This is a genomic window from Mesorhizobium sp. M0678 (genome assembly GCF_040320505.1).
GTDB lineage: Bacteria > Pseudomonadota > Alphaproteobacteria > Rhizobiales > Rhizobiaceae > Mesorhizobium.
In genome coordinates this window covers 86182-110989 of record NZ_JAMYPT010000017.1, presented here as the reverse complement: position 1 = coordinate 110989, position 24808 = coordinate 86182, and the positions used below count along the sequence as shown (strand labels likewise).

24 protein-coding genes and 2 pseudogenes are annotated in these 24808 nt (G+C 61.2%); 8 read left to right on the top strand and 18 right to left on the bottom strand.

All coding sequences use genetic code 11. From position 1 onward, the window contains the following. The 4 genes and pseudogenes from NKI29_RS25095 to NKI29_RS25080 all read right to left on the bottom strand — a co-directional run. Positions 1–270, bottom strand: a pseudogene (locus NKI29_RS25095) (molybdate ABC transporter permease subunit); the annotation flags it as partial. A 63-nt stretch (positions 271–333) separates the two neighbouring features. Then, complete coding sequence (locus NKI29_RS25090) at positions 334–1362, bottom strand: sulfate ABC transporter substrate-binding protein (RefSeq protein WP_352797497.1); 1029 nt, start codon at positions 1360–1362, stop codon at positions 334–336. Between the two features lie 243 nt (positions 1363–1605). Beyond that, positions 1606–1713 (bottom strand): M15 family metallopeptidase, encoded by a 108-nt coding sequence (locus NKI29_RS25085; RefSeq protein WP_023722474.1) that lies wholly within the window; start codon positions 1711–1713, stop codon positions 1606–1608. 29 nt (positions 1714–1742) lie between these two features. Next, positions 1743–1967, bottom strand: coding sequence for a M15 family metallopeptidase domain-containing protein (locus tag NKI29_RS25080; RefSeq protein ID WP_352579813.1), 225 nt, complete (start codon positions 1965–1967; stop codon positions 1743–1745). 434 nt (positions 1968–2401) lie between these two features. Between NKI29_RS25080 and NKI29_RS25075 the strand changes: the two genes are divergently transcribed. Beyond that, the gene (locus NKI29_RS25075) at positions 2402–2713 is read left to right on the top strand and encodes a methyltransferase domain-containing protein (RefSeq protein ID WP_352797495.1); all 312 of its coding nucleotides are present in this window, start codon (positions 2402–2404) and stop codon (positions 2711–2713) included. A gap of 270 nt (positions 2714–2983) precedes the next feature. Here NKI29_RS25075 and NKI29_RS25070 read toward each other — a convergent pair whose 3' ends face one another. The 3 genes from NKI29_RS25070 to NKI29_RS25060 form a co-directional block, all read right to left on the bottom strand. Further along, on the bottom strand, positions 2984–3928 hold the full coding sequence (locus NKI29_RS25070; protein WP_352457236.1) for an NAD(P)-dependent oxidoreductase: 945 nt from the start codon (positions 3926–3928) through the stop codon (positions 2984–2986). 55 nt (positions 3929–3983) lie between these two features. After that, on the bottom strand, positions 3984–5756 hold the full coding sequence (locus NKI29_RS25065; protein WP_352797492.1) for an adenylate/guanylate cyclase domain-containing protein: 1773 nt from the start codon (positions 5754–5756) through the stop codon (positions 3984–3986). A 563-nt stretch (positions 5757–6319) separates the two neighbouring features. Beyond that, positions 6320–7921: a LuxR C-terminal-related transcriptional regulator gene (locus NKI29_RS25060; RefSeq protein WP_352797490.1), complete on the bottom strand. Its 1602-nt coding sequence runs from the start codon at positions 7919–7921 to the stop codon at positions 6320–6322. 33 nt (positions 7922–7954) lie between these two features. On the opposite strand from NKI29_RS25060, the gene NKI29_RS25055 reads away from it, so the two are divergent. Further along, positions 7955–8245 carry a hypothetical protein gene (locus NKI29_RS25055; RefSeq protein ID WP_352797488.1) on the top strand — a complete coding sequence of 97 codons (291 nt, stop codon included), beginning with the start codon at positions 7955–7957 and terminating at the stop codon, positions 8243–8245. 187 nt (positions 8246–8432) lie between these two features. On the opposite strand, the gene NKI29_RS25050 is transcribed toward NKI29_RS25055, so the two are convergent. The 3 genes and pseudogenes from NKI29_RS25050 to NKI29_RS25040 all read right to left on the bottom strand — a co-directional run bounded on the left by NKI29_RS25050 (position 8433) and on the right by NKI29_RS25040 (position 10828). After that, positions 8433–8699 carry a hypothetical protein gene (locus NKI29_RS25050; protein ID WP_352725063.1) on the bottom strand — a complete coding sequence of 89 codons (267 nt, stop codon included), beginning with the start codon at positions 8697–8699 and terminating at the stop codon, positions 8433–8435. 475 nt (positions 8700–9174) lie between these two features. Further along, positions 9175–9879, bottom strand: a pseudogene (locus tag NKI29_RS25045) (IS6 family transposase). Positions 9880–9931: 52 nt separating this feature from the next. Next, complete coding sequence (locus NKI29_RS25040) at positions 9932–10828, bottom strand: LysR family transcriptional regulator (RefSeq protein ID WP_352725065.1); 897 nt, start codon at positions 10826–10828, stop codon at positions 9932–9934. 79 nt (positions 10829–10907) lie between these two features. On the opposite strand from NKI29_RS25040, the gene NKI29_RS25035 reads away from it, so the two are divergent. The 5 genes from NKI29_RS25035 (at position 10908) to NKI29_RS25015 (ending at position 16260) form a co-directional block, all read left to right on the top strand. Further along, positions 10908–12122, top strand: a complete 1215-nt coding sequence (locus NKI29_RS25035; RefSeq protein WP_352725067.1) for a trans-sulfuration enzyme family protein — start codon at positions 10908–10910, stop codon at positions 12120–12122. A 28-nt stretch (positions 12123–12150) separates the two neighbouring features. Then, positions 12151–13185: a transporter substrate-binding domain-containing protein gene (locus NKI29_RS25030; RefSeq protein WP_352797486.1), complete on the top strand. Its 1035-nt coding sequence runs from the start codon at positions 12151–12153 to the stop codon at positions 13183–13185. A gap of 70 nt (positions 13186–13255) precedes the next feature. Continuing rightward, positions 13256–14371, top strand: a complete 1116-nt coding sequence (locus tag NKI29_RS25025; RefSeq protein ID WP_352725071.1) for an amino acid ABC transporter permease — start codon at positions 13256–13258, stop codon at positions 14369–14371. A 3-nt stretch (positions 14372–14374) separates the two neighbouring features. Next, complete coding sequence (locus NKI29_RS25020; RefSeq protein ID WP_352725073.1) at positions 14375–15466, top strand: amino acid ABC transporter permease; 1092 nt, start codon at positions 14375–14377, stop codon at positions 15464–15466. A gap of 44 nt (positions 15467–15510) precedes the next feature. Continuing rightward, the gene (locus NKI29_RS25015; protein WP_502894626.1) at positions 15511–16260 is read left to right on the top strand and encodes an amino acid ABC transporter ATP-binding protein; all 750 of its coding nucleotides are present in this window, start codon (positions 15511–15513) and stop codon (positions 16258–16260) included. 48 nt (positions 16261–16308) lie between these two features. On the opposite strand, the gene NKI29_RS25010 is transcribed toward NKI29_RS25015, so the two are convergent. Beyond that, a complete protein-coding gene (locus tag NKI29_RS25010) occupies positions 16309–16647 on the bottom strand; it encodes a hypothetical protein (RefSeq protein WP_352453299.1) in 339 nt (112 codons plus the stop codon). A 139-nt stretch (positions 16648–16786) separates the two neighbouring features. Between NKI29_RS25010 and NKI29_RS25005 the strand changes: the two genes are divergently transcribed. Next, positions 16787–18250, top strand: a complete 1464-nt coding sequence (locus tag NKI29_RS25005) for a hypothetical protein (RefSeq protein WP_352797483.1) — start codon at positions 16787–16789, stop codon at positions 18248–18250. A 151-nt stretch (positions 18251–18401) separates the two neighbouring features. Here the strand turns inward: NKI29_RS25005 and NKI29_RS33510 are convergent, their stop codons facing one another. From NKI29_RS33510 to NKI29_RS24970, 7 genes are all read right to left on the bottom strand, one after another. Further along, the gene (locus tag NKI29_RS33510; protein ID WP_502894623.1) at positions 18402–18731 is read right to left on the bottom strand and encodes a TetR/AcrR family transcriptional regulator C-terminal domain-containing protein; all 330 of its coding nucleotides are present in this window, start codon (positions 18729–18731) and stop codon (positions 18402–18404) included. Continuing rightward, entirely contained in the window at positions 18728–19033 is a 306-nt protein-coding gene (locus NKI29_RS24995; RefSeq protein WP_352797481.1) for a hypothetical protein, read from the bottom strand. Before NKI29_RS24995 ends, NKI29_RS33510 begins: the two co-directional genes overlap by 4 nt. 330 nt (positions 19034–19363) lie before the next feature. Next, complete coding sequence (locus NKI29_RS24990) at positions 19364–20350, bottom strand: ABC transporter ATP-binding protein (RefSeq protein ID WP_352453304.1); 987 nt, start codon at positions 20348–20350, stop codon at positions 19364–19366. Next, positions 20350–21348, bottom strand: coding sequence for an ABC transporter ATP-binding protein (locus NKI29_RS24985; protein WP_352797478.1), 999 nt, complete (start codon positions 21346–21348; stop codon positions 20350–20352). Before NKI29_RS24985 ends, NKI29_RS24990 begins: the two co-directional genes overlap by 1 nt. Beyond that, positions 21345–22238: an ABC transporter permease gene (locus NKI29_RS24980; RefSeq protein ID WP_023680719.1), complete on the bottom strand. Its 894-nt coding sequence runs from the start codon at positions 22236–22238 to the stop codon at positions 21345–21347. Before NKI29_RS24980 ends, NKI29_RS24985 begins: the two co-directional genes overlap by 4 nt. Positions 22239–22240: 2 nt before the next feature. Then, positions 22241–23176 carry an ABC transporter permease gene (locus tag NKI29_RS24975; protein ID WP_352692764.1) on the bottom strand — a complete coding sequence of 312 codons (936 nt, stop codon included), beginning with the start codon at positions 23174–23176 and terminating at the stop codon, positions 22241–22243. 9 nt (positions 23177–23185) lie between these two features. Continuing rightward, positions 23186–24784, bottom strand: a complete 1599-nt coding sequence (locus tag NKI29_RS24970; protein WP_352757299.1) for an ABC transporter substrate-binding protein — start codon at positions 24782–24784, stop codon at positions 23186–23188. Between the last annotated feature and the right edge of the window lie 24 nt (positions 24785–24808).

Below are 24808 nucleotides of genomic sequence, written 5' to 3'. Positions count from 1 at the left end.
CCATGGCATCGGCGATGCGGCGGCCTGGAAAGCTGTAGCGCACCAGCACCCACGCGACGATCGTGCCGAAGACGACGTTGACGGCGGCGGCAATGAAGGCGGTACCGAAGCTGATTTCAAGCGCGTTGATGGTACGGCGATCGGTGACGATCGCCCAGAAATCGGTCCAGCCGAGCGCCGCCGATCGCCAGACCAACCCTGAGAGGGGGATGAGGATGATGGCGTGAGGTAGGCAAGCGAGAAGCCGAGCGTCAATCCGAAACCCGGAATGACGCTCGGCTGCCTGAATCGCTACCTCGCCTTGGCGGGTGTCGTCCTGATCTAGATTTTATCTTACTGCGCTGGCTTGTAGATCTGGTCGAATATACCACCGTCGCCGAAATGGTAAGGCTGCGCCTTCGTCCATCCGCCGAAAATTGGATCGTCGATGCTGATCCGCTTGATTTCCGGCAGTTTGGCGAAATCCTCCGCAGGCACCAGGTCGGGCTTCGCCGGACGGTAGTGGTTCTTGGCGATGATCGTCTGGCCTTCCTTGGAATAGAGATAGCCCAGATAGGCTTCGGCAACTTTGCGTGTGCCCTTGGCATCGACATTGGCGTCGACAACGGCGACCGGCGGTTCGGCGAGGATCGAGGTCGGCGGGATGACGATTTCGAACTGATCGGCGCCGAACTCGTCCAGCGCCAGATAGGCCTCGTTTTCCCAGGCGATCAGCACGTCGCCAAGGCCCTTTTGCGCGAAGGTCACGGTAGAGCCACGCGCGCCGGTGTCAAGCACCGGAACATGGGAATAGAGGTTGCCGACGAATTCCTTGGTCTTGGCTTCATCGCCGCCATCGTTGGTGTTGGCCCAGGCCCAGGCCGCGAGGTAGGCCCACCGGCCACCACCGGAGGTCTTGGGATTGGACGTGATCACCTGGACGCTGTCCTTTGTGAGATCGCCAAAATCGTGAATGCCCTTCGGGTTGCCCTTGCGGACGAGGAGGACGATGGTCGAGGTATAAGGAGCCGAATTGTTCTCGAACTTCGTCCGCCAGTCGGGATTGATCTTCTTCGTTTTCGAGACGATCGCGTCGATGTCGCCTTGCAGCCCCAGCGTCACCACGTCGGCGTCGAGGCCGTCGATCACGGCGCGAGCCTGCGCGCCCGACCCGCCATGCGACTGCTGGACGGTGACGGTCTCGCCCGTCTCGCCCTCCCAGTGAGCGGCGAAGGCCTCGTCGAATTGCTTGTAGAGCTCACGCGTCGGGTCATAGGACACGTTGAGAATGGTGGTGTCGGCAAACGCGAAACCGAGCGTGCCGAACTGGACAGATGTGGCGACCAGCGCGCCGAGCAGTTTCCTGAAATGAGGTTTGGTCATTTCCGCCTCCGTTGAACTCGCGCCAAATCTACCGAATTGATAGAATTTAGATGCATTCAATGTTGCCTTTTTTGGCCTATTGAAGCAATTTTTCGCCTATTTTACTCTAAAGGAGGAATGTTTTTCCTCACACAGCGTGACTCGGGATCCTGGGCTCCCGGAGGCGATAATTAGAAACCGCCAGCCCTTCGGCAATGGCCGCGCAGGGGCAACGAGGGTTTCATCCCACGGTGGCCGGCGGAGCTACTCGGCGCCGACGGGAAAGTTGAAGCGTTCTCTTGGAAACGGCTCGTTTTCCAGCGTGAAATGCCACCATTCGCGCGCATAATTGTTGAAGCCGCCGGCGCGCATCGCCTCGACAAGTCTTTCGCGGTTTGCCGCTACTTCACTGGCGAGCGGTCGGTGAGCCGTTTCGCTCGCCGGGTCGAACACTCGAAGCCAGTGCCGAAATCGAGCATATCGACATCGGTCGCGCCGCAGGCCGGTTTCGGCGCGCTCTTGTGGTCGGTCCGCGCGATCGCGACCTCGACTGTCGAGCCGCGCGAATGGGTGGACAGTTCGCCGATATAGCCCTTGGCGATGAGATCCTTGGCGCTTGATGTCACGATGGCTGCCCGTATTGACGTCCGCTGCACTCACCAAGGACGACCCCAATTGGACTGCGCATATTACGCACGCATGGCAACACTGCGCCGCGGTTGCTAGGGGGGTCAAGCAGAGTTGAATGGCGAAAGATTGAGGGTCCAATCGTGATGCGGCGGCGCCCAAATTTGCGACAGCGCGCCAACGGGCAAAGACGACCCCGAGCGGAAGTTCGTTCGTCGAGGGCGAATTCACGCCCATGACCCGAACCCACCCTTCCCGGGGCGATTTGGCGGCCCGAAAGCTGACCTTTAGCGGAACCGGCGGTCGTGACCCTGAAGCGACATTCGCATTGAGGTGGACAGCGAGTCTCGTTGACTGGCTGCCGCATCGGCGCATAGTCGTCGACCAGCACGATGCCCCATTTGGGGAACAGTCGTATGAGGGGAGGCAGGCCATGGAAGTCGCCGGTGGCGCTGGTGCCGACGTTCACGTCCCGTATATTCTCGTCCATTCCGATCGCGAGATCAGGCGTCTCAGCCATCAGGCGGGCATCATTAACCCGATCACGCGAAGAATCTTGCTCTCTGCGGGCATGAGCCCCGGGATGCGCGTGCTCGACGTGGGCTGTGGCGCGGGTGACGTTACATTCCTGGTTTCCGAGATGGTTGGCAGCGGAGGTCAGGTCATTGGCGCAGATCGGGCTCCAGCGGCCCTGGCGGCGGCGGAGCGGCGTGCCACTGGGCGGCTGCCTCTCACGAACGACTAAGGCGCATGTCCGCTCTTGGCGCGATCGAGGCGATGCGGACTTCGCCTACTCAGCAGCCGCCAGTGCGGGTCAAACGGCTTGGTTGGGTGGTTCTCTGCCGTCTGTCTCGTCGAGCGGAACGAGCAGGCAGCGCCATTAACGGACTAAGAGTGGATTCTTAGCCCGCACTTAGGGTCCGTACAGAAATTTTCGAATCGATTAGGTTTATTAGGCCGCGGCAATTGGCCGAATCCCGTCAAGGAACTGAAGCAGTTATTGCCATACGGGCCCTTAGTAGCCCCGCTCAAGATTTACGAGATTGGTGATGTCATTGCCCAACTTGATCTGCTCGCACAGACCTGCCACCTGCGCTATGCCCGAATCGACCCAATAGCTTGCCACATGTGGTGTGATGGTCACCTTCGGATGGGCCCATAGCGGACTCGCCTGGTCGAGCGGTTCCGAGGTAAAAACATCGAGGCAGGCGCCTGACAGTTGCCCAGCGTCAATGGCGTGCAGAAGTGCAGCCTCGTCGACGTGTGCTCCGCGTCCGACATTAACGAGGTAGGCGCCGCGCTTCATCAGACGGAAAGTTTCGGAATTAAGTATTCCTCGAGTTTCGGTGGTCAGCGGCAGCGCGCACACGACGAAGTCTCGTTCAGCCAAGGCCTCCTTAAGCGCTGGGGCACCAGCGTAACAGGCCACATCGGCGATTTGCTTAGGGTTGCGGGACCATGCCGCCGTGCGATATCCCAGCTCGGCGAAGAGTCGCGCGGCCCATCCACCGATACGCCCAGCCCCAAGGATAACGATGCGGGTCTCGCTGGTCTTCCGTGGCGCGATCGGGCGCCATCTCTTCTGGGTCTGTTGGAGAGCATATTCAACGACATGGCGTTGCCGGCACAGTACTCTGAGAACAATGTACTGCACAACCTCAGAGGCAAGTTCGCGGGTCGCCAAACGTACGACGCCAACGCCCGCAGGCAGCTCACCCAGTTGCAAGCCGTCTATGCCCGCGCCGAGATAGGCAACTGCACGCAATCGCGTCATACCTTCAAAAAACCTGCGCGGCGTACCCTTATCGATCAGCACCAAGTCAATGTCGCCGGGATCGCCGTGATGGGGCCATAACCGGAAGTCGAGGCCCGAAACGCGCGCCTTGAGAGATCGCGCCCACTCCCCCGCGTCGATATAGTCGGGGTAGTCATTCACCATCAGTAAAGTGAGTGCTTTCACCACTACCTCCTAAACACTCTGTTCGACGTACATCAGCCGGAATGGATCGAAGCGGCTATCCGGGCACGCCAGCCATGCGCATCGCCTCTGCGAAGTGATCACGATCTTCTTGACGACGGAATGGGTTGTTGTCGAGCAGAAGCTGGATGCATCCTTTGGCTGCTTGCTCAACGCCCCCCGGCCTTGCTTTCAGCCTCGCTACTGCTTTTTCCGCCCATAGCTTTGCCTCGGCAAGCCTATCAAGCTTGGCAAGTATAGCTGCGCCGAAAAAAGTCGAATCGATAAAGTAGTCGGGGACTCTGATCCGCGCGGCTAGGGCCTCGGGATACCGCCTTGCGGTAAATAGGGCAGTCGCCTGAAAGGCGATATACCAATCGGGGTATCGTGGATTGAGACGCATTGCCGCTTCGCCGCAGGCAACCGCCTTTTCCCCTTCTCCATACATTGCGAGCATGTAGCTGGCATTGGCGAGGCTGTCGGCATCGTTAGGGTTGAACATGATGGCGCGATCCACATGTTTCTTCATGCGCTCATAGTCGCCCCGATAGAGGCAAGGCCATGCCAGCGCGATGTGGGCTTGATAATCGGCTTCATCGAGCGCGAGGGCCCGTTTGGCGCAATCAAAGGCCATGTCATAAGCGCCTCTACCTTCTGCCGCAATTAGCAAATCAAGCGCTTCCATCTGGTAGGTCACCGCTAAACCGGAATAGGCGCGCGAAAAGCTTGGGTCTGTGGCAGCAGCCTTTTCGAAGTGTTGGCGCGCTTCAAGATTGTTCTGACCCACCGTCCACAAGAGATGTTTGCCGCGCAACCAATGGTCATAGGCGATGAGGTTTTCAGGGTGCTTACGCTTAGCGCGTTCCAAGGAATCGTCTTCGAGGCCCACGGCCAGCATGCCCACGATCCTCTGGGTTATCTCGTCCTGAACCGCAAACATATCGGCAATTTCTCGATCATAGCGCTCCGCCCAGATGTGGCTGCCGGTCTCAGCGTCGATGAGCTGCGCGGTTATGCGCAGACGATTCCCGGCGCGACGAACGCTTCCCTCGAGTACATAGGTCACGCCCAAGTCGCGCGCCACGTCGGGGATCTTCATCGTCCGTCCCTTGTAGGTGAACGAGGAATTGCGGGCGATGACGGACAGCGACCGAAAGCGCGAAAGTTCGGTAATGATGTCCTCTGTGATGCCGTCGGAGAAGTACTCCTGCTCTGGATCGCCGCTCATATTGACAAACGGCAAGACGGCGACCCACGGCTTATCGGGTAGCGACAGTGCGCGACGCACCAAGGCAGAGGTATCGGCTGGGCGCACTCGGCAAACGCGCACCAGCTGCTCGATGTTCTTCAGCGCCTGCTCGCCCATATCCTCGAACTGCAGATCGAGCCGGTTGCCCAGGTGGTCACGCACTGTGCCCGACACCGCTATGCCACCGGCCGGGGCGACGCTCTCAAGCCTAGCCGCAATGTTCACTCCGTCTCCGAAGATGTCCTCGCCCTCGACGATGACATCGCCCAGGTTGACCCCGATCCGCAGTCGGATCGCGCGGTCCTCTGGCATGTCGGCGTTGCGCGCCTCCAGCCGCCGCTGGATGTCGACCGCACAGGCAACGGCGTTAACAACGCTGGGGAACTCAGCCAGAACCCCATCGCCGGTCGCCTTGAAAATCCTACCCATGTGTTCGGCGATCTTTGGATCGACCAGCTCGGCTCGCAGCGCCCTCAGCGTAGTCAGCGTGCCCATCTCGTCATGGCCCATGAGCCGGCTGTAACCGACCACATCGGCAGCGAGTATGGCGGCCAAACGGCGCTGCACGGCGCTCTCGACCACGCTCGGACTCCTCCCACGTGTGACGGCTCCGCTTTGGAGCCCAATCAACTACACAATACCAGCGCCTTATGTCAGGGCAATCGGGCGCTCGGATATGACGCCTCCCATCGGCAAGCCATTAGAAGCTACGACACGTACGGGCGGAATGACAGCTTTGGGTCATGGCCGTGAATTGACCCGGAGCAAGCGAGCTTCTGCTTAGGGTCGACTCCGGCCAGTGCGTGAAGGTCGGCTTAGGAGGCGCGACTCGAATGGCGCGAAATGGCGCGTCCCGCTGGTTCGAACATCCGCCCTCGAGAACGCCCTAAATGAGCGTCAAACGACTTGGTTGGGTGTTTTTTGCCTTCCCTCTCGCCGATTGGAACGAGAAAGGAGCGCCAAATCCTGACGTACAGACGAACGGTCGATAAGGTCGCGATCCTGACCCACATTTCCAGTGCTTCTTCAGGCGGCCTTCAGAACTGTCTTTCTGACGAGTGCGATTTTGCACTCATCGATGAAAGCTGGCAAGAAATGGAGCGCAATCCAAGAACTGGCTCCGGCCGCAAGCGCTAGCGGAGAAGCTATCTCAATCCGGCCCGCCGTGCACCTTCGCGGATGGCGACAAGCGCGGGAGGATTGGTGACCGGATAGGTTCTGATGAACCCCTCGACGGTAAAGCCGGGGAATTCGCTCGCCAATCGGGCGGCGATCTTCGCGGCCTGTGGTACTTCGTCGAGCATCGCATGTCCCATCGACTGGAACAACAGGGTTGCCGGCGAATCGGGCGGGCTCTGCTGGAACGCCACGACGCTCTCCCGGTAGCGCCCGACCACGAAATTCGTGCGACCAAGCATGCTGAAGTACCAGAGCGGAGCTAGCGGGTTGAGACGTAGAGCCCTCTGGATCAACACGCAGCCCTGCTGCGGATCACCTGTCACCAGTGCTCGGCTTCCGGCAATCATCGCCAGCGTATCGGCATCGTTTGGAGCGGCGGCCAAAGCGCGATCGAGTTCCTCGGCAGCGGCTCCCAAGTCGCCTCGCGCCGCGCGAATGTCGGCCATGCCCTGACGGGCCATGCTGTCTCCCGGATCGAGCAAAAGAGCTTGTTCCATGCACGAGTACCAGCGTTCCAGCGAGACGGATGGATTACTCGCGTACCAGGCTTCGACGGCGTAAGAAAATCCCAACGTCAACCAGGCTCGCGCCAGCCCCGGATCGAGTTCGACTGCGCGCGACAAGAGACGGATTGCTTCCACGTTCGAGGTGCGGGTGAACACATTGTGCTGTTCGACGCCGAGCAGATAGTAGTCATAGGCACCCAGGCTGGCGGGCGGCTTGCGCCGGATGACATCCCGTCCAAGGTGGGCAAGCTTGCCGCAGCAGCTGACAAGGACATTGACGACGTTCTCGGTGACCATGTCTTGCGTAGCAAACAGATTGTCGGCCGATTGATCGTATCGCGCCGCCCAAAGATCGGCACCACTCCTCACATCGACAAGCTGCACCGAAATGCGGAACTGCTCGCCGGTAGCCTGAAGGCTCCCTTCGAGCAAATAGTCGGCATTCAACTCCCGACCGATGGAGCGCAGATCATCGCGCCTTCCCTTGAACATCAGCATCGTCTGGCGGGCAATCACCGCAAGGGCGGAGTAACGCGCGAGATCGACAATAATATCGGCGGACAAACCGTCGGCCAGCCTTCCCCAACGCTCGTCCGAGCTCAAATTTTCAAAGGGCAGGACCGCGATGACCGGTGGCCCGGAGCCGCCGGGCGACAGACCCTCGAAACGAGCTTGTCCGGACTCTTGCCGGCTCTCACTCGAGAGCAGGCTTGCCAACGCCACTTTGCTGCTAACGCCAAGCTTTCGATAGACCACCGACAGATGGGTTCGAACGGTGGTCGGCGCGATGAACAGCGTCTCGCCGATCTCACGATAGGTCATGCCTTCGGCGAATTTCGCAGCGACCACCCGCTCCCGGTCCGAAAGCCCGGTCAGAGGATTGCCGACTGCGTCAAGCATTGCGTCATTCCGATCCGCGGCGCGTATGGTCGGGAACGTACCGATTTCGCGACACAGCGAAAATACTACAGATGCGACACCAAAAACACTCCATCTGTACGATCCCGCCAAGTCGTTGCCGCTCCTAGCATCCACGGATCCACAACACGTTGCCCGGTTCACTGTCCAGGCCAGGCAAAATGTCAGGAGGCATCCATGAGAAAGTCATCCGCAGTCGCCGGCATGCTGGTGCTGGCTCTTTCGACCGCGCCAAGTCTCTCCGGCGAAACGACGCCAGTGGGAACGCCAATCTCCATAGAAGCGGTAAGGCTTGCCAGCGACCGCGTCTATTCCGATCTCTTGCGCCGTGCCTTTGCGAATGGCTGGCGATACCCACCCGAGCAAATCAAGAGCGGCTTCAAGCGGCATTTCGAGGAAACGAGGCTGCAACTGATCGATCAGGGCTACATCATCGTGCCCGATGTATCGGAAAGTGCTTCGCAGTGACGTTTCTCCGGATCGGGTCTTTGATCACGGCGTGCCTTCATCGGTAATCGCACCCCGCGGCCTTCGTTACTCGTCTTTAGCTGGCGCTGCCGCCAATCCGCCGGACGCGGAGCGAGCGAATGCCACGATTGCCGTCAATCCGTGATGTAGTCGACTATGGCGGCCAGGCGCGCGGCGACGACCGCGCTCATACTGGTCTGTCCCAAAGAGCCGTGCGTGTGATGGCGAGCAAAACGAGATCGAAGATGTGCCGGCGGATGATCTCACGGGCTTCCGCAGAACCGTTGAGTGGATGCTTTTCGAGTGTGCAGAGGTAGCCGCGTAGCAATTGCAGCGCCTCGGATACCCCTGGCGCGCGCTGCATGACCGCACAGTCGAGCCCGGCGCCAAGACACCACTCCATCTGGCAAAACGCCAGGGGCAACGCGAAGTTGCCGACTATCTCATGTCGCACGGCGTCGTCTTGCCAACACCGGCCCCGATCTCAACGAAGTTGGCTTCTGCCGATGTCGAGAAAGGCCGGACCTACGTCACCCGCGCGTGTGACCGTTGCCACAATGCCGAGCCACTGGGAGGGAACAAAACGGGACCGAACTTGTGGAGCGTCGTCGGCCGCGATAAGGCATCCATGGCAAAAATGCGTTACTCCGACGCTTTGCTCGGCTGGGAAGGCGTGTGGAGGTAAGAGGACCTGAACAGATATCTCTTCGGGCCCATGCTCACCACGCCGGGCGTTAAGATGGAGATACCTGGTGTCTCGGACGAGACCGAACGGGTCGACCTGATCGCGTACTTGCGCACACTCGGTGACAAGCCGATGCCGCCACCCTGAATCGATGATCTCTTGCACAAGTACTGCTGCGGACCTGCGTCGGCGGTGATGTCACATAGACGGAGATGGGCTGTGGTTGTGACTTTTGGGAATGATTTCAGGCGATCACGCCGGCAGCAGGTTTCCATTGCGCCATGGCATTCAGGCGGTGAAGATGGATCTGAAAGGGGGCGCGTTTTGAACGGGGCGGGACGAAGAGATTGCGGGCTGCAGAGAAGGTCGAGACGAAACGCTGGAGGCTCCCCGGTGATCGAAAACCTTGCATCATCCGCTCTCGTTTTCGCAGTGGCACATGCGAATTCTCCGCTCTGTTGTTCAAGCCCTTGTGCGACCGGTGCTCGATGTCCATCATGACCTGACGCCGCGCTGCTCCATAGGAGCCGAGCTTGTCGGTGATCATGCGCTTGAGCACCTGGCCCTGCTTCTTCAACAGCCGTATCAGCAAGCGCTTGGCGGCCTTGGTGTTGCGCCGGGTCTGGACGATCTCGTCGAACACATAGCCGTCCTGGTCGACGGCGCGCCATAACCAATGCTTCTTGCCGGCGATCGTGATGGCGACTTCGTCGAGGTGCCAGATATCATTTCAACTGGGCTGCTTGCGGCGCAGGTGCCGGGCGTAGTCCGGCCCGAACTTCCTGCCCCAGCGACGGATCGTCTCGTAGGAAACGACGATGCCGCGCTCGAGCAGCATTTCTTCGACATGACGCAGGCTCAGCGGAAATCGATAATACAGCCACAGCGCGTGGGCAATGATCTCGGGTGGGAACCGATGCCGTTTGTAGCTGATCTGCGAAGTGTTCATCCCCCGCATCTATCGCAGCGATCCCTGACACGCAGTTGCCGTGACAACGCCCCTATGCCTCGCTCGATAGCATATTGCGAGCGGCATAGAGTTCGCCAATGAAGTCGGTGATCAAGGTCGAATTGATGCCGTCCGGCGGGCGCAGGAGTAGCGCGCGGAAATTGACGGCTGGCTCGAATGGCCTGGCCAAAATACCGCCGATCATGCCGTCCGCAATGACGGAGGGATTGACCAAGCCGATTCCCATGCCCTTCGCTGCAAGGATAGCGATGGTCAGGCCGTAGGGCGTTTCGATCAGGATGCGCGGTCGCACCCCATGCGCGGCCAGGATCTTGTCCATCGCGAGCCGCGCCGTATCTTCCGGCGACAATGCCAGGAAGGCCTCGTCGGCGAGATCGGCCGGTGTGATTATCTGCTTCCGCGCCAGCCGGTGGTTCTTCGGCATCACGCAGACGGCGCGCGGTGTGGTGAAGACGCTGTGCAGCACGCCGCTGGTGTCGACCTCGTCGGCCGCGAGCCCGATATCGAAACTGCCAGAGGCGACCAGGTCGCGCACGATATTGGAGGTGCGGACCTGATAGCTGATTCGCACCTGCGGATGCCGGTGCGAGAACGCTACGATGGCGCGCGGCACCAGCCCATGCCCGAGTGCCGACAGGGAGGCGACGCGGATGGTACCGGTGCCGACCTCCTTGATCTGGGCCGCCCGCAGCTTCAGCCGGTCGAGCCCGACCAGGTTGGCTTTCACCTCGGCATGGAACAACTCCCCTTCGCGTGTCGGCACCAGCCTGCCACGAATGCGGTCGAAAAGCCTGAAGCCGAGCTCGGCCTCTAGCTTGGCTAGCGAACGGCTGATGGCCGGCTGCGAGGTGTCGAGCAGCGCGGCCGCCGCGCCGGCGCCGCGCGTGATCATGATCGCGTTGAAGACATCGATGTCGCGCAGGTTCATAGTCAGCCCATATCAAAAGCGAATTAACTTTATCGCTGCGGTCATAGATGGCAATGGGTGAGCCGGCTAAGCTGCGCCTATGAACCGACGCGATGACACTTCACATGTCCATCCTCCCAAGCGCTCCGAGGAACCGTTCCAGGCGGTGGCGATGCCGGTCGAGCGAGCCTCGACCGTGGTCTTTGACGATCTGGAATCGTTCGAGCTTCGCGTCGAGCGTCTGTACGACGGGTTCAGCTACGGACTTTACGGCACACCGACCAGCCGGCAGCTCGAAGATCATATCGCCGTGTTGGAATGCGGATCGCGGGCTCTCGTCCTCCCGTCGGGCATGGCGGCCATGACGCTGGCGACCATGGCTGTCTGCCGTGGCGGCGAAAGCGTTCTGATCCCGGAGACGCTCTATGGCCCGGCGCGCGACATGGCCGAGCGTTTTCTCGGCCCACTCGGGATCGAGGCGGTTTCCTACGATCCACGGCTGGACGCAAGTATCGCGGCCATGATCGACGGCAGAACGCGGCTGGTCTGGGCAGAATCGCCTGGCTCAGCCACCTTCGAAGTTCAGGATGTGCCAGCCATCACGGCCGCGGCCCACAAGGCCGGCGCGCTCGTTGCGGCCGACAACACCTGGGCCTCGCATCTGCTGTTCAAGCCGCTCGCTCATGGCGTCGACATCTCGATGCAGGCGCTTTCCAAACACGCCGGCGGCCACGGCGACCTCTTGATGGGCTCGCTCGCAGTGCATGACCATGCCCTGTTCCGGCGCCTGAAGGATACAGCGCGTTTCCTTGGCTATGGCGTCTCGCCCGAGGATTGCGCGCTGTGCGAGCGTGGCCTGATGACCATGCCGGTGCGCATGCGTCATGCCGACGCCACCGCGCGGAAGATCCTCGCCTGGCTATCGGAACGCCAGGAAGTCGCGCAGATCTTGCATCCCGCGGAGCCTGGCCATCCCGGCCACGCGGTCTGGAAGCGTGACTTCGCCGGATCGGCGGGCGTGTTCTCCTTCGTGCTGCGGCCGGAACTGGCGCCACTGCAATCCGATGTCCTGCGCAGCCTGCGGCTGTTCAGGCTCGGCGCAAGCTGGGGCGGCGTGCATTCGCTGATTGCCGTCAGCGATCCGCGCAAAGGGCGCGCCAGCCTCGATTGGCTGAAGCCCGGCCCGGTCTGGCGCCTGTCGATCGGCCTTGAGGCGCTCGAAGATCTTCTGGCCGACCTTTCCCAGGCCTTCGAACTCTTTGCTGAAGCCCGGCGCAACGGAACCGCCGCGGCCGACGTCAACGCCGCAGAATGACGACAACTCAACGACAAGGGGAATGATTATGAAACATCAAGGTCTGAAATGGCTCACGGGTCTGGCGATAGGATTGGCCAGCCTGACTTCGGGCGCCGTGGACGCCAGCGCGCAGGCGGTTATCAACCAGATCAAGGAACGCGGCTATGTCAGCTGCGGCGCCAGCCAGGGCGTGCCCGGTCTCTCCCGGCCCGACGAGAAGGGGTATTATCGCGGCTTCGATTCCGATATCTGCCGCACTTTCGCGGTCGCCATCCTCGGCGACAAGGAGAAGATCCGTTACGTGCCGCTTAACGCAGGCCAGCGTTTTCCTGCGCTGCAGACCGGAGAGATCGACGTTCTGTCGCGCACATCCACCATCACCTACAGTCGCGATACGGTTGTCCGCTTCGTCTGGATCAATCTCTACGACACGGACGGCATGCTCGTGCGCAAGGCCGACAATATTACCGAGCCCAAACTGCTGGACGGAAAGACCGTTTGCCTGCAAGGCGGTGGCAGCCTGACCGAGAAAGCGATCGAGGAAACCGAGGAAGAGTTCGGGATCGCGATGGAGAAAGTCTATTACGACTCGACCATTCAGGCGCGCGACGCCTTCTTTGGCGGCCGCTGCGATTCATACGTCACCGACGGCACTGCGGCAGCCGGACAGCGTGCTTCGGTGGCCAAGAACCCCGACGACTACGACATCATCAAGGTCGGCAAAGCCGCCGAACCCAATGGCGTCGCGGTCGCCCGCGGCGACGATCAACTCTTCGACGTCGTGCGCTGGACATTGAATGCCCTGTTCTGGGCCGAGGCCAACGGCATCACCTCGCAGAACATCGATGAAAAGCTTGTGTCGGGCAGTCCGGAAGTCAAACGGGTGCTCGGCGAGGAACCCGGCTTCGGCAAGCCGCTCGGATTGGACGATAAGTGGGCCTACAACGTCATCAAGCAAATGGGCAACTACGCCGAGATCTGGGACCGCAATCTCGGCAAGGACAGCCCGCTAAAGGTCGAACGCGGTCTGAACGCGTTGTGGAAGGACGGGGGCCTCAACTATCCTTTCCCCTGGGATTGAGCCGCATGATGGAGGGGAACGGGCCCGGCGCTCCCCTTCCCTGCCAACGCCGCGAACCCTCGAGGTCAACATGCTGAGCGATGCCAAGACCAGATCGATCATCATCCAGTGTGCCCTGGCAGCCGCGGTTGCCGCTTTCGCTGCCCTGCTCGTCAGCACGACCTTCGCCAATCTGAGGGCCCGCGGCATCCCGATCGGCTTCGATTTCCTGACCATGCCATCCAGGATCGTCATCTCCGAAGCGATCCTCACCTATAAGTCGCGGGACCCGTATTACTGGGCGATCGTGACCGGGCTCGCCAATACGGTCTTCATCTCCGCGCTCGTCATCGTCTTTTCATCCGCGCTCGGCCTCGTCGTCGGCATCACCCGGCTGAGCAGCAATCCCCTGGCGGCGGGCACCTGCCGCGTATGGGTGGAGGTTGCACGCAATTCACCGCCGATCGTGCTTCTGATCTTTCTCTACTCGCTGTGGTGGAAGGTGCTGCCGCCGGTCGGCGAAGCGCTCAATCCGCTGCCAGGCGTTTACGCCTCCATGCGCGGCTTTGTGGTGCCGGCAGTCAGCATGGACGTCGCCGCCGCGGGATTGCTCGTCATTGCTCTCGCCCTGGCACTGGCGGCCGCTGGCTGGGCGGCGGCGCGACGAGGATGGTTGCCGCCGCTGACCGCGCCGGCGATCCTCGCGGTTGGCATTGCCGGGCTCTGGCTTGCCGATGCGAAGTTCTCCGTCGACTGGCCGACCTTCACTGGGTCGAACTTCAAAGGCGGCAAGGACCTGACGCCCGAACTCAGCACCATCCTCATCGGGCTGACCATCTACACCACCGGCTTCGTCGCCGAGATCGTGCGTGGCGGCGTGCTTTCGGTCGGCCGCGGTCAGTGGGATGCAGGTCATTCGCTCGGCCTGCCACGCGGCAAAATATTGCGTCTGATCATCATCCCGCAGATGCTGCGGGTGATCGTCCCGCCGCTCAACAGCCAATACATCAACGTCGTCAAGAATTCGACGCTGGCGATCGCGGTCGGCTATCCGGACTTCCTTGCGGTGATGAACACCATCATCAGCAAGTCCAGCCATTCGATCGAGGGCGTCTTCATCATCCTCGGCGTCTATCTCGCCCTCAACCTGAGCCTGTCGAGCGCGGCCAATTGGTACAACCGTCGCATCGCCATCGTGGAGCGCTGAACCATGAAGGCCCTGTCTCTTTCCCTTCCGGCCGAGCCAATGCCAGGACAGATCCGCTTCGGCGCCTTGCGGCGGTCAGCCATGCTCCTGTTCGGCACGCCGCTCAATGCCGTCCTGACGCTGTTGTTCGGCGTTCTGCTCGTCGCCACGGTACCGCCGATGCTGCGCTGGCTAATAATCGACGCCGTGCTGTTCGACCCCAATCCAGGCGCCTGCCGGGTTGCCACCGGAGCCTGCTGGAGCTTCATCTACGCCAAGTCCGGGCAGTTGCTGTTCGGCATCTATCCGCTCGACGAGCGCTGGCGCCCGGCGATCGTCTGCCTGCTCATCCTGGCGCTGCTTGCCTGGTCGGTGCGGCCCGCCAGTTGGGCCCTGCGGCTGCTGGCGCTCTGGGTGGCAGCGTTCGTGCTGATCTTCTGGCTGATGGGCGGCGGCATCGGCCTGACCGAGGTTCCGACCTCGTCCTGGGGCGGCCTGCCGGTGACGCTCATCCTCACCGTCGTTGCCATCGGCGTCGCCTTCCCGGTCGGCATTCTCTTGGCGCTGGCCAGGCGCTCGACTATGCCAGCGATACGCATCGGCGCCGTGGTCCTGATAGAATCGGTGCGCGGACTACCGCTGCTGTCCATCCTGTTCGTGGCGTCGATCATGATGCCGCTGTTCCTGCCCGAGGCCCTGTTGCCCGACAAATTCGTGCGCGCGCTGGTCGCGCTCACCATCTTCGCCGCGGCTTATCTCGCCGAGGTGATCCGCGGCGGCCTGCAGGCCATCCCGAATGGCCAGTACGAGGCTGCGGCAGCGCTCGGCCTGCCCTTCTGGCGCACGCAATATCTCGTCATCCTGCCGCAGGCGATCCGGATGGCGATCCCGGCGCTGGCCAACACCATCATCGTCATGATCAAGAACACCAGCCTTGTCCTGGTCGTCGGTCTCTTCGACCTGATCAGCTCCGGAAAAGCGGCGCTGGCTGACCCGGACTGGCCGTCGCCGGCGGCCGAGACATTCCTGTTCATCGGCGCGATCTTCTTCGCGCTCTCCTTCTCGTTCGCCCGCTTCGCCGACTTCCTGGAGCGGCGCGGCCCGACCGCCCACTAGGAAATGCCTTGATGTTATTGTCCGCCCCAACGCGCGTTCCGTCCATGCCCGATCCCAGCGCTCCGCCCGCTATCCAAATGACCGGCATGAATAAGTGGTACGGAAACTTCCATGTGCTGAAGAATATCAACCTGACCGTCCATCGCGGCGAGAAGCTGGTGATCTGCGGTCCGTCCGGCTCGGGCAAGTCGACGATGATCCGCTGCATCAACCGGCTGGAGGAGCATCAGCAGGGGCAGATCGTCGTCGAAGGCGTCGAACTCAGCAACGATTTGAAGCAGATCGACGTAATCCGCAGTGACATCGGCATGGTGTTCCAGCACTTCAACCTGTTCCCGCATTTGACCATTCTGGAAAACCTGACACTGGCGCCGATCTGGGTGCGCAGGATCCGGCGCGGGCAAGCCGAGCAGACCGCCATGCACTATCTGGAGCGGGTGAAGATCCCGGACCAGGCGCATAAATATCCCGGCCAGTTGTCCGGCGGCCAGCAGCAGCGCGTCGCCATCGCCCGTGCGCTCTGTATGAGCCCGAAGATCATGCTCTTCGACGAACCGACCTCCGCTCTCGATGCTGAAATGGTCAAGGAAGTGCTCGACACCATGGTCGCGCTGGCTGGGGATGGCATGACCATGCTGTGTGTCACGCACGAGATGGGATTTGCCCGCCAGGTCGCCGACCGCGTCGTCTTCATGGACCAGGGCGAGATCGTCGAGATGAACACGCCCTCCGAATTCTTCTCGCATCCGCGTCACCAGCGCAGCAAACTGTTTCTTGCCCAGATCCTGAACTAGCGAACCTCTCCCGCCAGCCCATGCGCCGGCCGGATGGGCAGACGCAAATCAGAAATCCATCCGGGGCCTGGTCAGCGCGCAGCGACCTGCCAGACCGCGACGCCGGCCCAGGATCAGGCCGGCGACGCCTTCGATGCTGCGCGAGATAATGTCGAACAAGCGCGGCCGACTCTCGAAGGAATACACCAGGCGTTCGCGAAACAGGATCGACAGCGCCGCGAGTTCCGGCCATTGGTAGATGTTCGGCCCACAACTTCTGCACGTCGACGATCCGGGCGCCTGGCGGTGGGCGCTCCGGTCCTGTTTCGAAGATAATGCGCCGCCGGCCGGCGCAGGCACAGCTGCCACGTATTGCAGCAGACGGCAGAGGACGAGAACGTCGTCCACAACGCAACTCTCGACTCGAAGTCGTAGCTGCATCATATGGCCTGTTCACCAAGCGGGCTTGGGGGCTAGCACGAAGTCGGGCACCCACTTTGGCACCTCCACTTGCGCGAGCAGTAGTCCGCTTTCCTTCGCAAATGCCATGTGGCAAGACGGATGGATGGTGGCGGACAGCGAACATAAAAGCATCTCTGCGAGAGCGTTGGGCATCGCATTATCAGCTGCTGCCCTCGTGCCGCATTTCACAACCCCAGCCTTTGCCCATGCTTCCGAGCGCGGCTATGTCATGCTCCTGCCAACCGGATATTATGTCGTGGGCGGGGCGGTGGCCGTAGCCGCGAGTTTTCTGGTTCTGGCTGTCCTCCCGCCCAGGCTGCTCGAACGCATTTCGGCATCCCGCCTGCCAATTGGTCAATTCGGCGACGCCGCGCGCATTTGGATCAGCACGCTCGCCTTCGCGGTTCTCGCCATACTCGTGGCGGCGGGAATTCTCGGCAGCCGAGATCCGCTGTCGAATCCACTTCCGCTAACGGTGTGGACGCTGGTCTGGGTCGGACTGACATTGCTTCAGGGCGTATTCGGCAATGTTTGGTCGTGGACAAACCCGTGGTACGGGCCGTGGCGCATTTTCTCCAGCGTCTTCCCGGCATTCCGCGATCGCACAATGCCACAAGGACTGGCTTACTGGCCGGCGTTGATTTTGTTTGCAAGCTTCGCCTGGTTCGAGCTGATCTATCCGGCGCCCGAAGATCCGGCGCGGCTTGCGTTCGCTCTCATGGCCTACTGGCTCTCGACCTTCGTCTGCATGATCATCTTCGGCTACGAAGGCTGGAGCCGGCGCGGCGAGTTTCTGTCCGCGTTCTTCCGCATGGTGTCACACTTCGCCATCGTCGAAACGACGCCGGACCACCCAAGCGGGGGGCGCGCCCTCTCACTCTGCTGGCCTGGAGCGAAATTGTGGAGCGCGCAAGCCTTACCGGCGAGCGGTATGCTCTTTCTGTTGCTGACGTTGAGCTCGGTGTCCTTCGACGGTCTGTCGAAGACCTTCTCTTGGCTGGGCGCGAATGGTGTCAATCCGCTCGAATTTCCGGGGCGCTCGGCATTAGTTGGAATCAACAGCGCCGGTCTTGTGCTGATGTTTATCGCACTTGTCGCGGTGTTCTTCGCCGCAGTGTTTGTCGGTGAGCGGTTGGCCGGGAGCATCTCTTTCGGAAAAGCGGTCGGGCTCCTTGTCTGGTCGATCGTCCCGATCGCGCTCGCCTATCATTTTTCCCACTATCTGACGGCCCTCCTGGTGAACGGCCAGAATGCGCTCGTCGCTATTTCGGATCCGTTTGATCGGGGATGGAACCTATTCGGCACGGCGCACATGAATGTCGGGGCGGGAGTGATCATGGGCTCCGATGCAGCGTGGATCATCTGGAACTTTCAGGCGGCGGCGATCATCGGCGGCCATATACTTGCCGTTCTGGTCGCGCATGGGCTGGCGTTCCGTTTGCATCCGGCGCGCAGCCGCGCGGCGCTCAGCCAATTTCCGCTGACCGTTTTTATGGTCGGATATACGGTTTTCGGGCTGTGGCTGCTGTCCACGCCGACGGCCGTCTGACGGCCGCAAGCCACGTATCGGAGGCGTTGGTCGACAGACCTCACGGCGGTGTATCGCGACCTCAAGGACATGCGTCGAACAAAGCCGGTGGTTGGTGAATTGGCAACGCCGGCAGCACAACTGACTGCTTCACAGTTCTTCGGCCTGATATCTAAGCCGACGGGACGCCCTCGGTGGCCAGACGCCGGAAGATCTGGTCGACTTGTTGCGGCGGCAATTTGGCGCCGCCGTCGAGCCACCAGATCAGCACCGACAGAAAGGCACCCACGACGAACTGGACGATCAGTTCGTTCGGCACGACATCGAGGCGCGGAAACTCCTCGATGTAGCTCATGCCGTCGACAAGCATCTGGCCCCATTCCGGCGTCGGCGGTGCAACGCCCAGGCCGAGAAAGCTGAGCGTCGCGATGGCCAGCACGAGGGCGCCGGCATCGGCGCTGGCGGGGTCCTCACCCCGAAACGCGAAGATGAGGATCGTCAAAAGGTGCCGATCAGCCCCAGCCCGGCCATCCACCAGATGTGCCAGATCAGGGCGAAACCAATGACGACGGCAAAGAAGGCGTTGACGACCCCGACTGGACTGTTCTTCGGTACTTCGATCGGCTCGTACGGGCGCGGTGGCACCGGTTGAGCTTGCTGTGCGTTGGCGCGTTGCTTCGCGACCCAGTAGCTGTCGCGCTCGGCCACATGCGGCAAGACGGCAAAGTTCCAAGCCGGCGGCGGCGAGGCCGTGGACCATTCCAGTGTGCGACCGTCCCAGGGACCGCCGGTGACACGAAGCATCTCGCGGTCGCGGATCGAAACAACCAACTGCACGATCTGGCAGACGATGCCGCCCAGAATGATAACGGCTTATTCGACCACTCGCAACCAGTTTGACCTGCCAACCATGTCTCACGAGCAATGGCAGGCACTTAAGCCAACGCTACAAGAAGCGGAATAATAACCGGCAAGAGGTTCCTCTCGGCCCGCCTGAGTAACCAGGGCTGCCGACAGAGCGCTTTCCCACTCACTGCCGGCCCGGTACCGGAAGGAAGGAGCGCAAATCTCTGCTTCGCCACCAGAATGCGCAACGCATCAGGTCCCGCACGCTCAGCTAGATCTGACGTTTAATCATGCGGCCGAGACCCGCTTCGCGAATAGGTCGCCGGCGAACCTGCACGCCGCCTTGTGCATTGAGCTTACTTCTTGCGACACAGGCTCAGCCTCCGCACAAGCTTCCACTGAAAGGGGACACCGCGTCCTGAAGAAACAGCCGGAGGGCGGATTCGTCGGACTTGGGATTTCGCCCGTGATCAACGGAGGGTTGCGCCGACGTTCGGTGGCAGGATCAGCCTCGGGGACAGACGCGAGAAGGAGTTGGGTGTAGGGATGGCTCGGATTCCGGTAGACCTCTTCCGAGCTACCGCTTTCCACCACCTTGCCGAGATACATCACGTAGACCCGGCTCGCCGCCTGCCGGACAAGCGCGAGGTCATGCGCGATGAAGAGGCAGGACACGCCGAGCTTCTCTCTGAGGTCGAGGAATAGGTTCATGACCTGCGCCCGTATAGACAAGTCTAGCGCGCTGACCGGTTCGTCGCAGATTAAAACCCGCGGCTCTACGGCCAGCGAGCGCGCGATCGCGATGCGTTGCCTCTGGCCGCCTGAGAGTTCACGGGTGAATCTGTCCCGGACCGTCGTCGCCAGACCGACTTGGTTGAGGAGCTCAGCGATCCTCCCCTCGCGTTCCGTTTGCGAACGCAAACCTGCAATTATGAGGGCTTCGTTTATGGCTTCGCCCACAGTTTGGCGATCATTCAGCGATGCATAGGGGTCCTGGAACACGTACTGAACTGCCCGACGCGCTTCCCGCAGACGGCGTCCACTCAAGGAGCCGAGGTCGATGCCATCAAAAACGACACGTCCGGATTGGGGTTTTTCCAAGCCGACGATCGAACGGCCGAGCGTGGACTTGCCGCAGCCAGACTCCCCCACCAAGCCGACGATCTCGCCTTGATTGAGGTGGATTGAGACGTCGTTTACCGCTTTGATCGTTTGGCCACGTTTGGCGCTTGGAAAGCTGGTGACCAGATGCTCGACTTCGAGTACCGCGCTCATTATGCGCACTCCTTCGCCCGAATATTCAGAACGGGACAGGCGGCTGACACACCCGGAACTGCCGTCGGCAAGAACGGCGGTCGCCGCTCGCCGCAGGCATCCACAGCGCATCCGCAGCGGGGCATGAAAGCGCACCCTGTGATCGGCGCGCCAAGGATGGGCGGAACGCCCGGCAATCCACGGAAACGCGATCCGATTGCGTCCTGTTTCCTCGGAATTGCCTCGATGAGGCCCATCGTATAGGGATGCTGCGGCTGAGAGAGTACACGCTCGGTCGGTCCGGTTTCGACGTGGCGCCCCGCGTACATCACCATTACGCGGTCGGCCGCGCCCGCCACGACACCCATGTCATGCGTGATCAAGATCATGGCCATGTCCATTCTGGACTGGATTTCCTTCAGCAGTCGGAGGATTTGCGCCTGGACCGTCACGTCGAGCGCGGTGGTCGGCTCGTCGGCTACGAGAAGTGTCGGCTCGGCGGCAATGGCGATTGCGATCATGACACGCTGTCGGAGACCGCCCGAAAGCTCATGGGGATACTGCTTGAGGCGTATTTCGGGGTCGGACATCCCGACCATCTTGATAAGTTCAAGCGCCCGGGTTTCCGCAGCTCTTGCGGTCATGCCGAGGTGAAGCTCGGCTACTTCGGCTATCTGCCGTCCGACCCGGCGGGCGGGATTGAGCGCGCTCATCGGGTCCTGGAAAATGAAGCCAATGGATTTTCCGCGCAGGCTGCGAAGCGTTTCATTGTCCGATCCGACGAGCTGGCGGCTGTCGAACAAAATGGTGCCCGATATATCCGCCTGGACGCCCACGGGCATCAGGCCGAGAGGCGCAAAGCAGGTGACCGTTTTGCCGCTACCGCTTTCTCCCACAATCGCGAGGGTCTCTCGGCGGCTCAGTTCATAGGCTACTCCGTCGACTGGGCGGACCACGGTATGCGCCGTCAGCAGGTCTATGGTCAGATCTTTGACGCGGAGTATCGGTTCAGAACTCATGGCCGTGCCTCCTTGGCCCAGAATGCGGTTACCCGGCGGCGGGCCGCGAGCATCCGGGAGGTCAGCGGCTTCGGAACTCTGTTGAGGGCGACCGCTTCACCGAGGATGTTGAATCCGATGACAGCTAAAGTCAGGGTCAGTCCCGGCAGGATGACCTGGCGCGGATCGGACTCGAGATATGGAAGCGCGTCGACCAACATCTGTCCCCATTCAGGCGTCGGCGGCTGGATGCCCAGCCCGAGGAAGCTCAACGTTGCGATTGCGAGCGCGACTGCTCCGGCGTCGGCCGTGGCATATACGAGCACCGCCCCGATCGTCGTGGGAAGAAGATGGACAAAGTAAATGCGAACGGGACTTGCGCCCAATACTCTTAGGGCCTCCATGTGGGGCTTGTTCATGGTGTTGACAGCCACGGCCCGGCTAATGCGGGCGCTACCCGGCCACCAGGCGAGCGCGAGCGCGAGGATCATGTTCCAGTAGCTGACTCCGGCAATGCCGATCACCGCAAGTGAGACGATGAGGCTGGGGATTGCCTGGCCGACGTCAACGATGCGCATCAGCAGTTCGTCCGTCCAGCCCCGCCGGTATCCGGCAATCGTGCCGATGGCGATGCCGATGGCGTGCGCGCACACAAGGACGAGACAGACTCCGACCAGCGACGTCCGAGCCGCCACAATCAACCTGCTCAATGTATCGCGCCCGAGATGGTCGACTCCGAAGGGATGGGCGAGCGTCGGGCCCTGGCCAGCGATCAGCAGGTCTTGCGCATTGGGATCATGTGGCGCGATGTAGGGTGCGAGCAGTCCCAACAGAACGAACGCGCCGATAGTAAATACCGCCGAGCGCGGGAAGGCGCCAATGGCCTTCAGGAGTGGTCTGACTGGCTGCATGTTCAGCTCCTTTGAAGTCTAAGGCGCGGATCGGTCAGCGTAATGCAGATGTCGACCACGACGTTCAGGATGATGAAGAACGTGATGAAGACCAGAAGGCAGGCCTGCACGACCATGAAGTCGCGGAATCTCACCCCGGTCAGGAAGAGGTCGCCGATGCCCTGCCAAGCGAACAGAGGTTCGACAACGACCGCGCCCACGACCATCGTCCCGATCTGCGTTCCCAAGGCGTTCAAGTACGTCGGCGCGATGTTCGGGATCGCGTCGCGAACCAGAATACTCGTCCTTGACAGTCCTTTGCTCATGGCCGTTAGGACATAGGGTTTGGCCATCGCCGCCTCGAAGCCAACTCGGACGACGCGGCTCAGAACTGCTGCGGGAAGAAATCCCAGAGTGAGCCATGGAAGCACCCAACTGACGGGTCCGGCAAACCCGAAGGTCGGAAAGACGTGCCACGTGACCGAAAAGGCGTAGACCAGCAGTGCTCCGACGAAGAAGGACGGAGTCGAAGCGCCCAGAAGAGCGCTCCCTCGGGTGACCACGTCTGGCGCCCTATGTGCCCAGAGCGCGCCTACGAAGCCGACGAACAGGCTCAGCAAGAAAGCCACGACCGCTCCGCCCGCAACGAGGGTGGCGGTCGCGGCAAGGCGGCTCTTGAGGGACGCGCCGACCGCCTCGCCCGTCTTGTAGGAAATGCCGAAGTCGCCGTGGATCGCTCCGTTCAGCCAGAAGCCGTAGCGTTCGAGAAGCGGCTTGTTGAGCCCCAATTCCTCCTCGACCTTGGCGATATCGGCTTTGGTGGCCGTCGGCGTCCGCAGCTCGGCGATGAGTATCGCCACGTTGCCCGGAGCGGATACCACGAGCGCGAAGCATAGAACGGACGCCAGAAACAGCAACAAGACTGCGTTGCGGGCCCTTTTAGCGATGAAGGCGAACACGGCCGTATCCTACTCCGCCAGTGTGATATTCTCGTAGGGCATGTCGTACTCGGTCGCGGGGCTCTGGAAGCCCTTCACCCGAGCGGCATGCGCCCATATGCCCGGAACGAAGAGCAGCGGCGCGATGGCGTCGTTGTCGTGCAGCCAGTCATAGACCTTCTGTAGAGCTGCTTCCATCTCGCCTTCGGGCGCGGACATCGCGGCGAGCACCAACGGATCGAGGTGCTCGGGGTCGATGAAGAGCTTGCCGTCCACGCCGTTGTCATAGGTGGATAGGAACAGGCCCACCACAGTCCCGAAAGGTTCGTATGGCGCGCCGAACGTCTGGAAGAAAGCGAGATCGAACTTGCGCTCCGGAATGTCGCTGTGCCGCGACGCATGATCCACCGAGCGGATCGTGAGCGTGACGCCAATCTCCTGGAGCTCGGACTGGATCACTTCCGCGACGGATCGGGACCCCGGTACTTGCTCCTCGCTAACGACCAGTTCAATGGCAAGGTCCTTGCCGTCCTTCTGCCTGACAGGCCCCCCGACCCAGCCTGCCTCCTCGAGCAGCGACTTTGCGGTCTCGGTATCCCGCCTAGGCACATCGAAGCGCTTCCCCGAATACGGAACGGTTTCGGAGAACAGGTTGCCAGTGGAGGTCGCCAGACCGCGGTAAAGCACTTGCGAGATCGCAGCCCGGTCGATGCCGAGGTTGATCGCCTTGCGGACTTTCGGGTCCCTCAGCGCTTCGACGCGGGAAGTGTTGAAGGCCATAATCATTGTGGTGGTGCCGGGATGGATGACGACGTCGATGCCCGCTCCCTTCAGCGTCTCTGCTTCCGTTGCGGTCAAAGGCGACACAAACGCTCCGCCGATCAGATCCACGTCGCCCGCGCGCAACGCTGCCATGCGGCCGCGCGAGTCCGGAAGGACTTTTACCTCAAGATATTTGAAAGAGGGTTTGTCACCCCAGTAGGCGTCGAAGCGCTCGAAGGCACTGCCCTCATTCCCGGCAGTCGCTTGATGCCACGGTCCCGTGCCGACGGGTGCCTTATAGCTACCGTCCCCAGAGACCGACTTGGGGCTGAGGAGCCTGACTGGCCGGACGTAAGCGAACTCCTGGAGCAGGCCGAGGACCGGTTCCTTGAACCGGACGTTGACGTGATCGTCGTCGACGATGTCCGTTCCGGCGTAAAGCCGGGACGAATTCATCCAGTTGTTCGCTTCGAGTCCGATCCACCTCTTCAGGTTCCATTCCACCGCCGCGGCGTCGAACGGAGTGCCGTCGTGGAAAGTCACGCCCTTGCGCAACGTGAGCTTAAGCAGCCTGCCCCCGTCTTCGACCGACCATTCGGTCGCCAGCCCTGGCTCGATCTTACCGTCATGGCCGTATTTAACCAGCGGCTCGAAAACGAGGTCCTGAACGCCCCACAGGCCGGTGTATTTGTGAGGATTGATATCCCCGGCGGGCTTGGCGATCGCGATGCGAAGCGTGTCCTTAACCTCTGATGCCGCAACGATTGACGGCAGGATGGAGGATAGCGCCGAAACTCCCAGCAGTTTTGAGACGTCCGCCAGCAAGGAGCGCCTATCTATTCGCATGAATTCGTTGTTGTTGTTCATTGTCATTCCCCTTTTTGTGTTCAC

Coding starts and splice junctions, on each gene's coding strand:
- NKI29_RS25090 (WP_352797497.1), bottom strand. CDS start 1,362: ATGACCAAACCTCATTTCAGGAAACTGCTCGGCGCGCTGGTCGCCACA.
- NKI29_RS25085 (WP_023722474.1), bottom strand. CDS start 1,713: ATGCGCGCCGGCGGCTTCAACAATTATGCGCGCGAATGGTGGCATTTC.
- NKI29_RS25075 (WP_352797495.1), top strand. CDS start 2,402: ATGGAAGTCGCCGGTGGCGCTGGTGCCGACGTTCACGTCCCGTATATT.
- NKI29_RS25055 (WP_352797488.1), top strand. CDS start 7,955: ATGAGAAAGTCATCCGCAGTCGCCGGCATGCTGGTGCTGGCTCTTTCG.
- NKI29_RS25040 (WP_352725065.1), bottom strand. CDS start 10,828: ATGAACCTGCGCGACATCGATGTCTTCAACGCGATCATGATCACGCGC.
- NKI29_RS25035 (WP_352725067.1), top strand. CDS start 10,908: ATGAACCGACGCGATGACACTTCACATGTCCATCCTCCCAAGCGCTCC.
- NKI29_RS25030 (WP_352797486.1), top strand. CDS start 12,151: ATGAAACATCAAGGTCTGAAATGGCTCACGGGTCTGGCGATAGGATTG.
- NKI29_RS25025 (WP_352725071.1), top strand. CDS start 13,256: ATGCTGAGCGATGCCAAGACCAGATCGATCATCATCCAGTGTGCCCTG.
- NKI29_RS25020 (WP_352725073.1), top strand. CDS start 14,375: ATGAAGGCCCTGTCTCTTTCCCTTCCGGCCGAGCCAATGCCAGGACAG.
- NKI29_RS25015 (WP_502894626.1), top strand. CDS start 15,511: ATGCCCGATCCCAGCGCTCCGCCCGCTATCCAAATGACCGGCATGAAT.
- NKI29_RS25005 (WP_352797483.1), top strand. CDS start 16,787: ATGTGGCAAGACGGATGGATGGTGGCGGACAGCGAACATAAAAGCATC.
- NKI29_RS24995 (WP_352797481.1), bottom strand. CDS start 19,033: ATGCTTCGTGTCACCGGCGGTCCCTGGGACGGTCGCACACTGGAATGG.
- NKI29_RS24990 (WP_352453304.1), bottom strand. CDS start 20,350: ATGAGCGCGGTACTCGAAGTCGAGCATCTGGTCACCAGCTTTCCAAGC.
- NKI29_RS24985 (WP_352797478.1), bottom strand. CDS start 21,348: ATGAGTTCTGAACCGATACTCCGCGTCAAAGATCTGACCATAGACCTG.
- NKI29_RS24980 (WP_023680719.1), bottom strand. CDS start 22,238: ATGCAGCCAGTCAGACCACTCCTGAAGGCCATTGGCGCCTTCCCGCGC.
- NKI29_RS24970 (WP_352757299.1), bottom strand. CDS start 24,784: ATGAACAACAACAACGAATTCATGCGAATAGATAGGCGCTCCTTGCTG.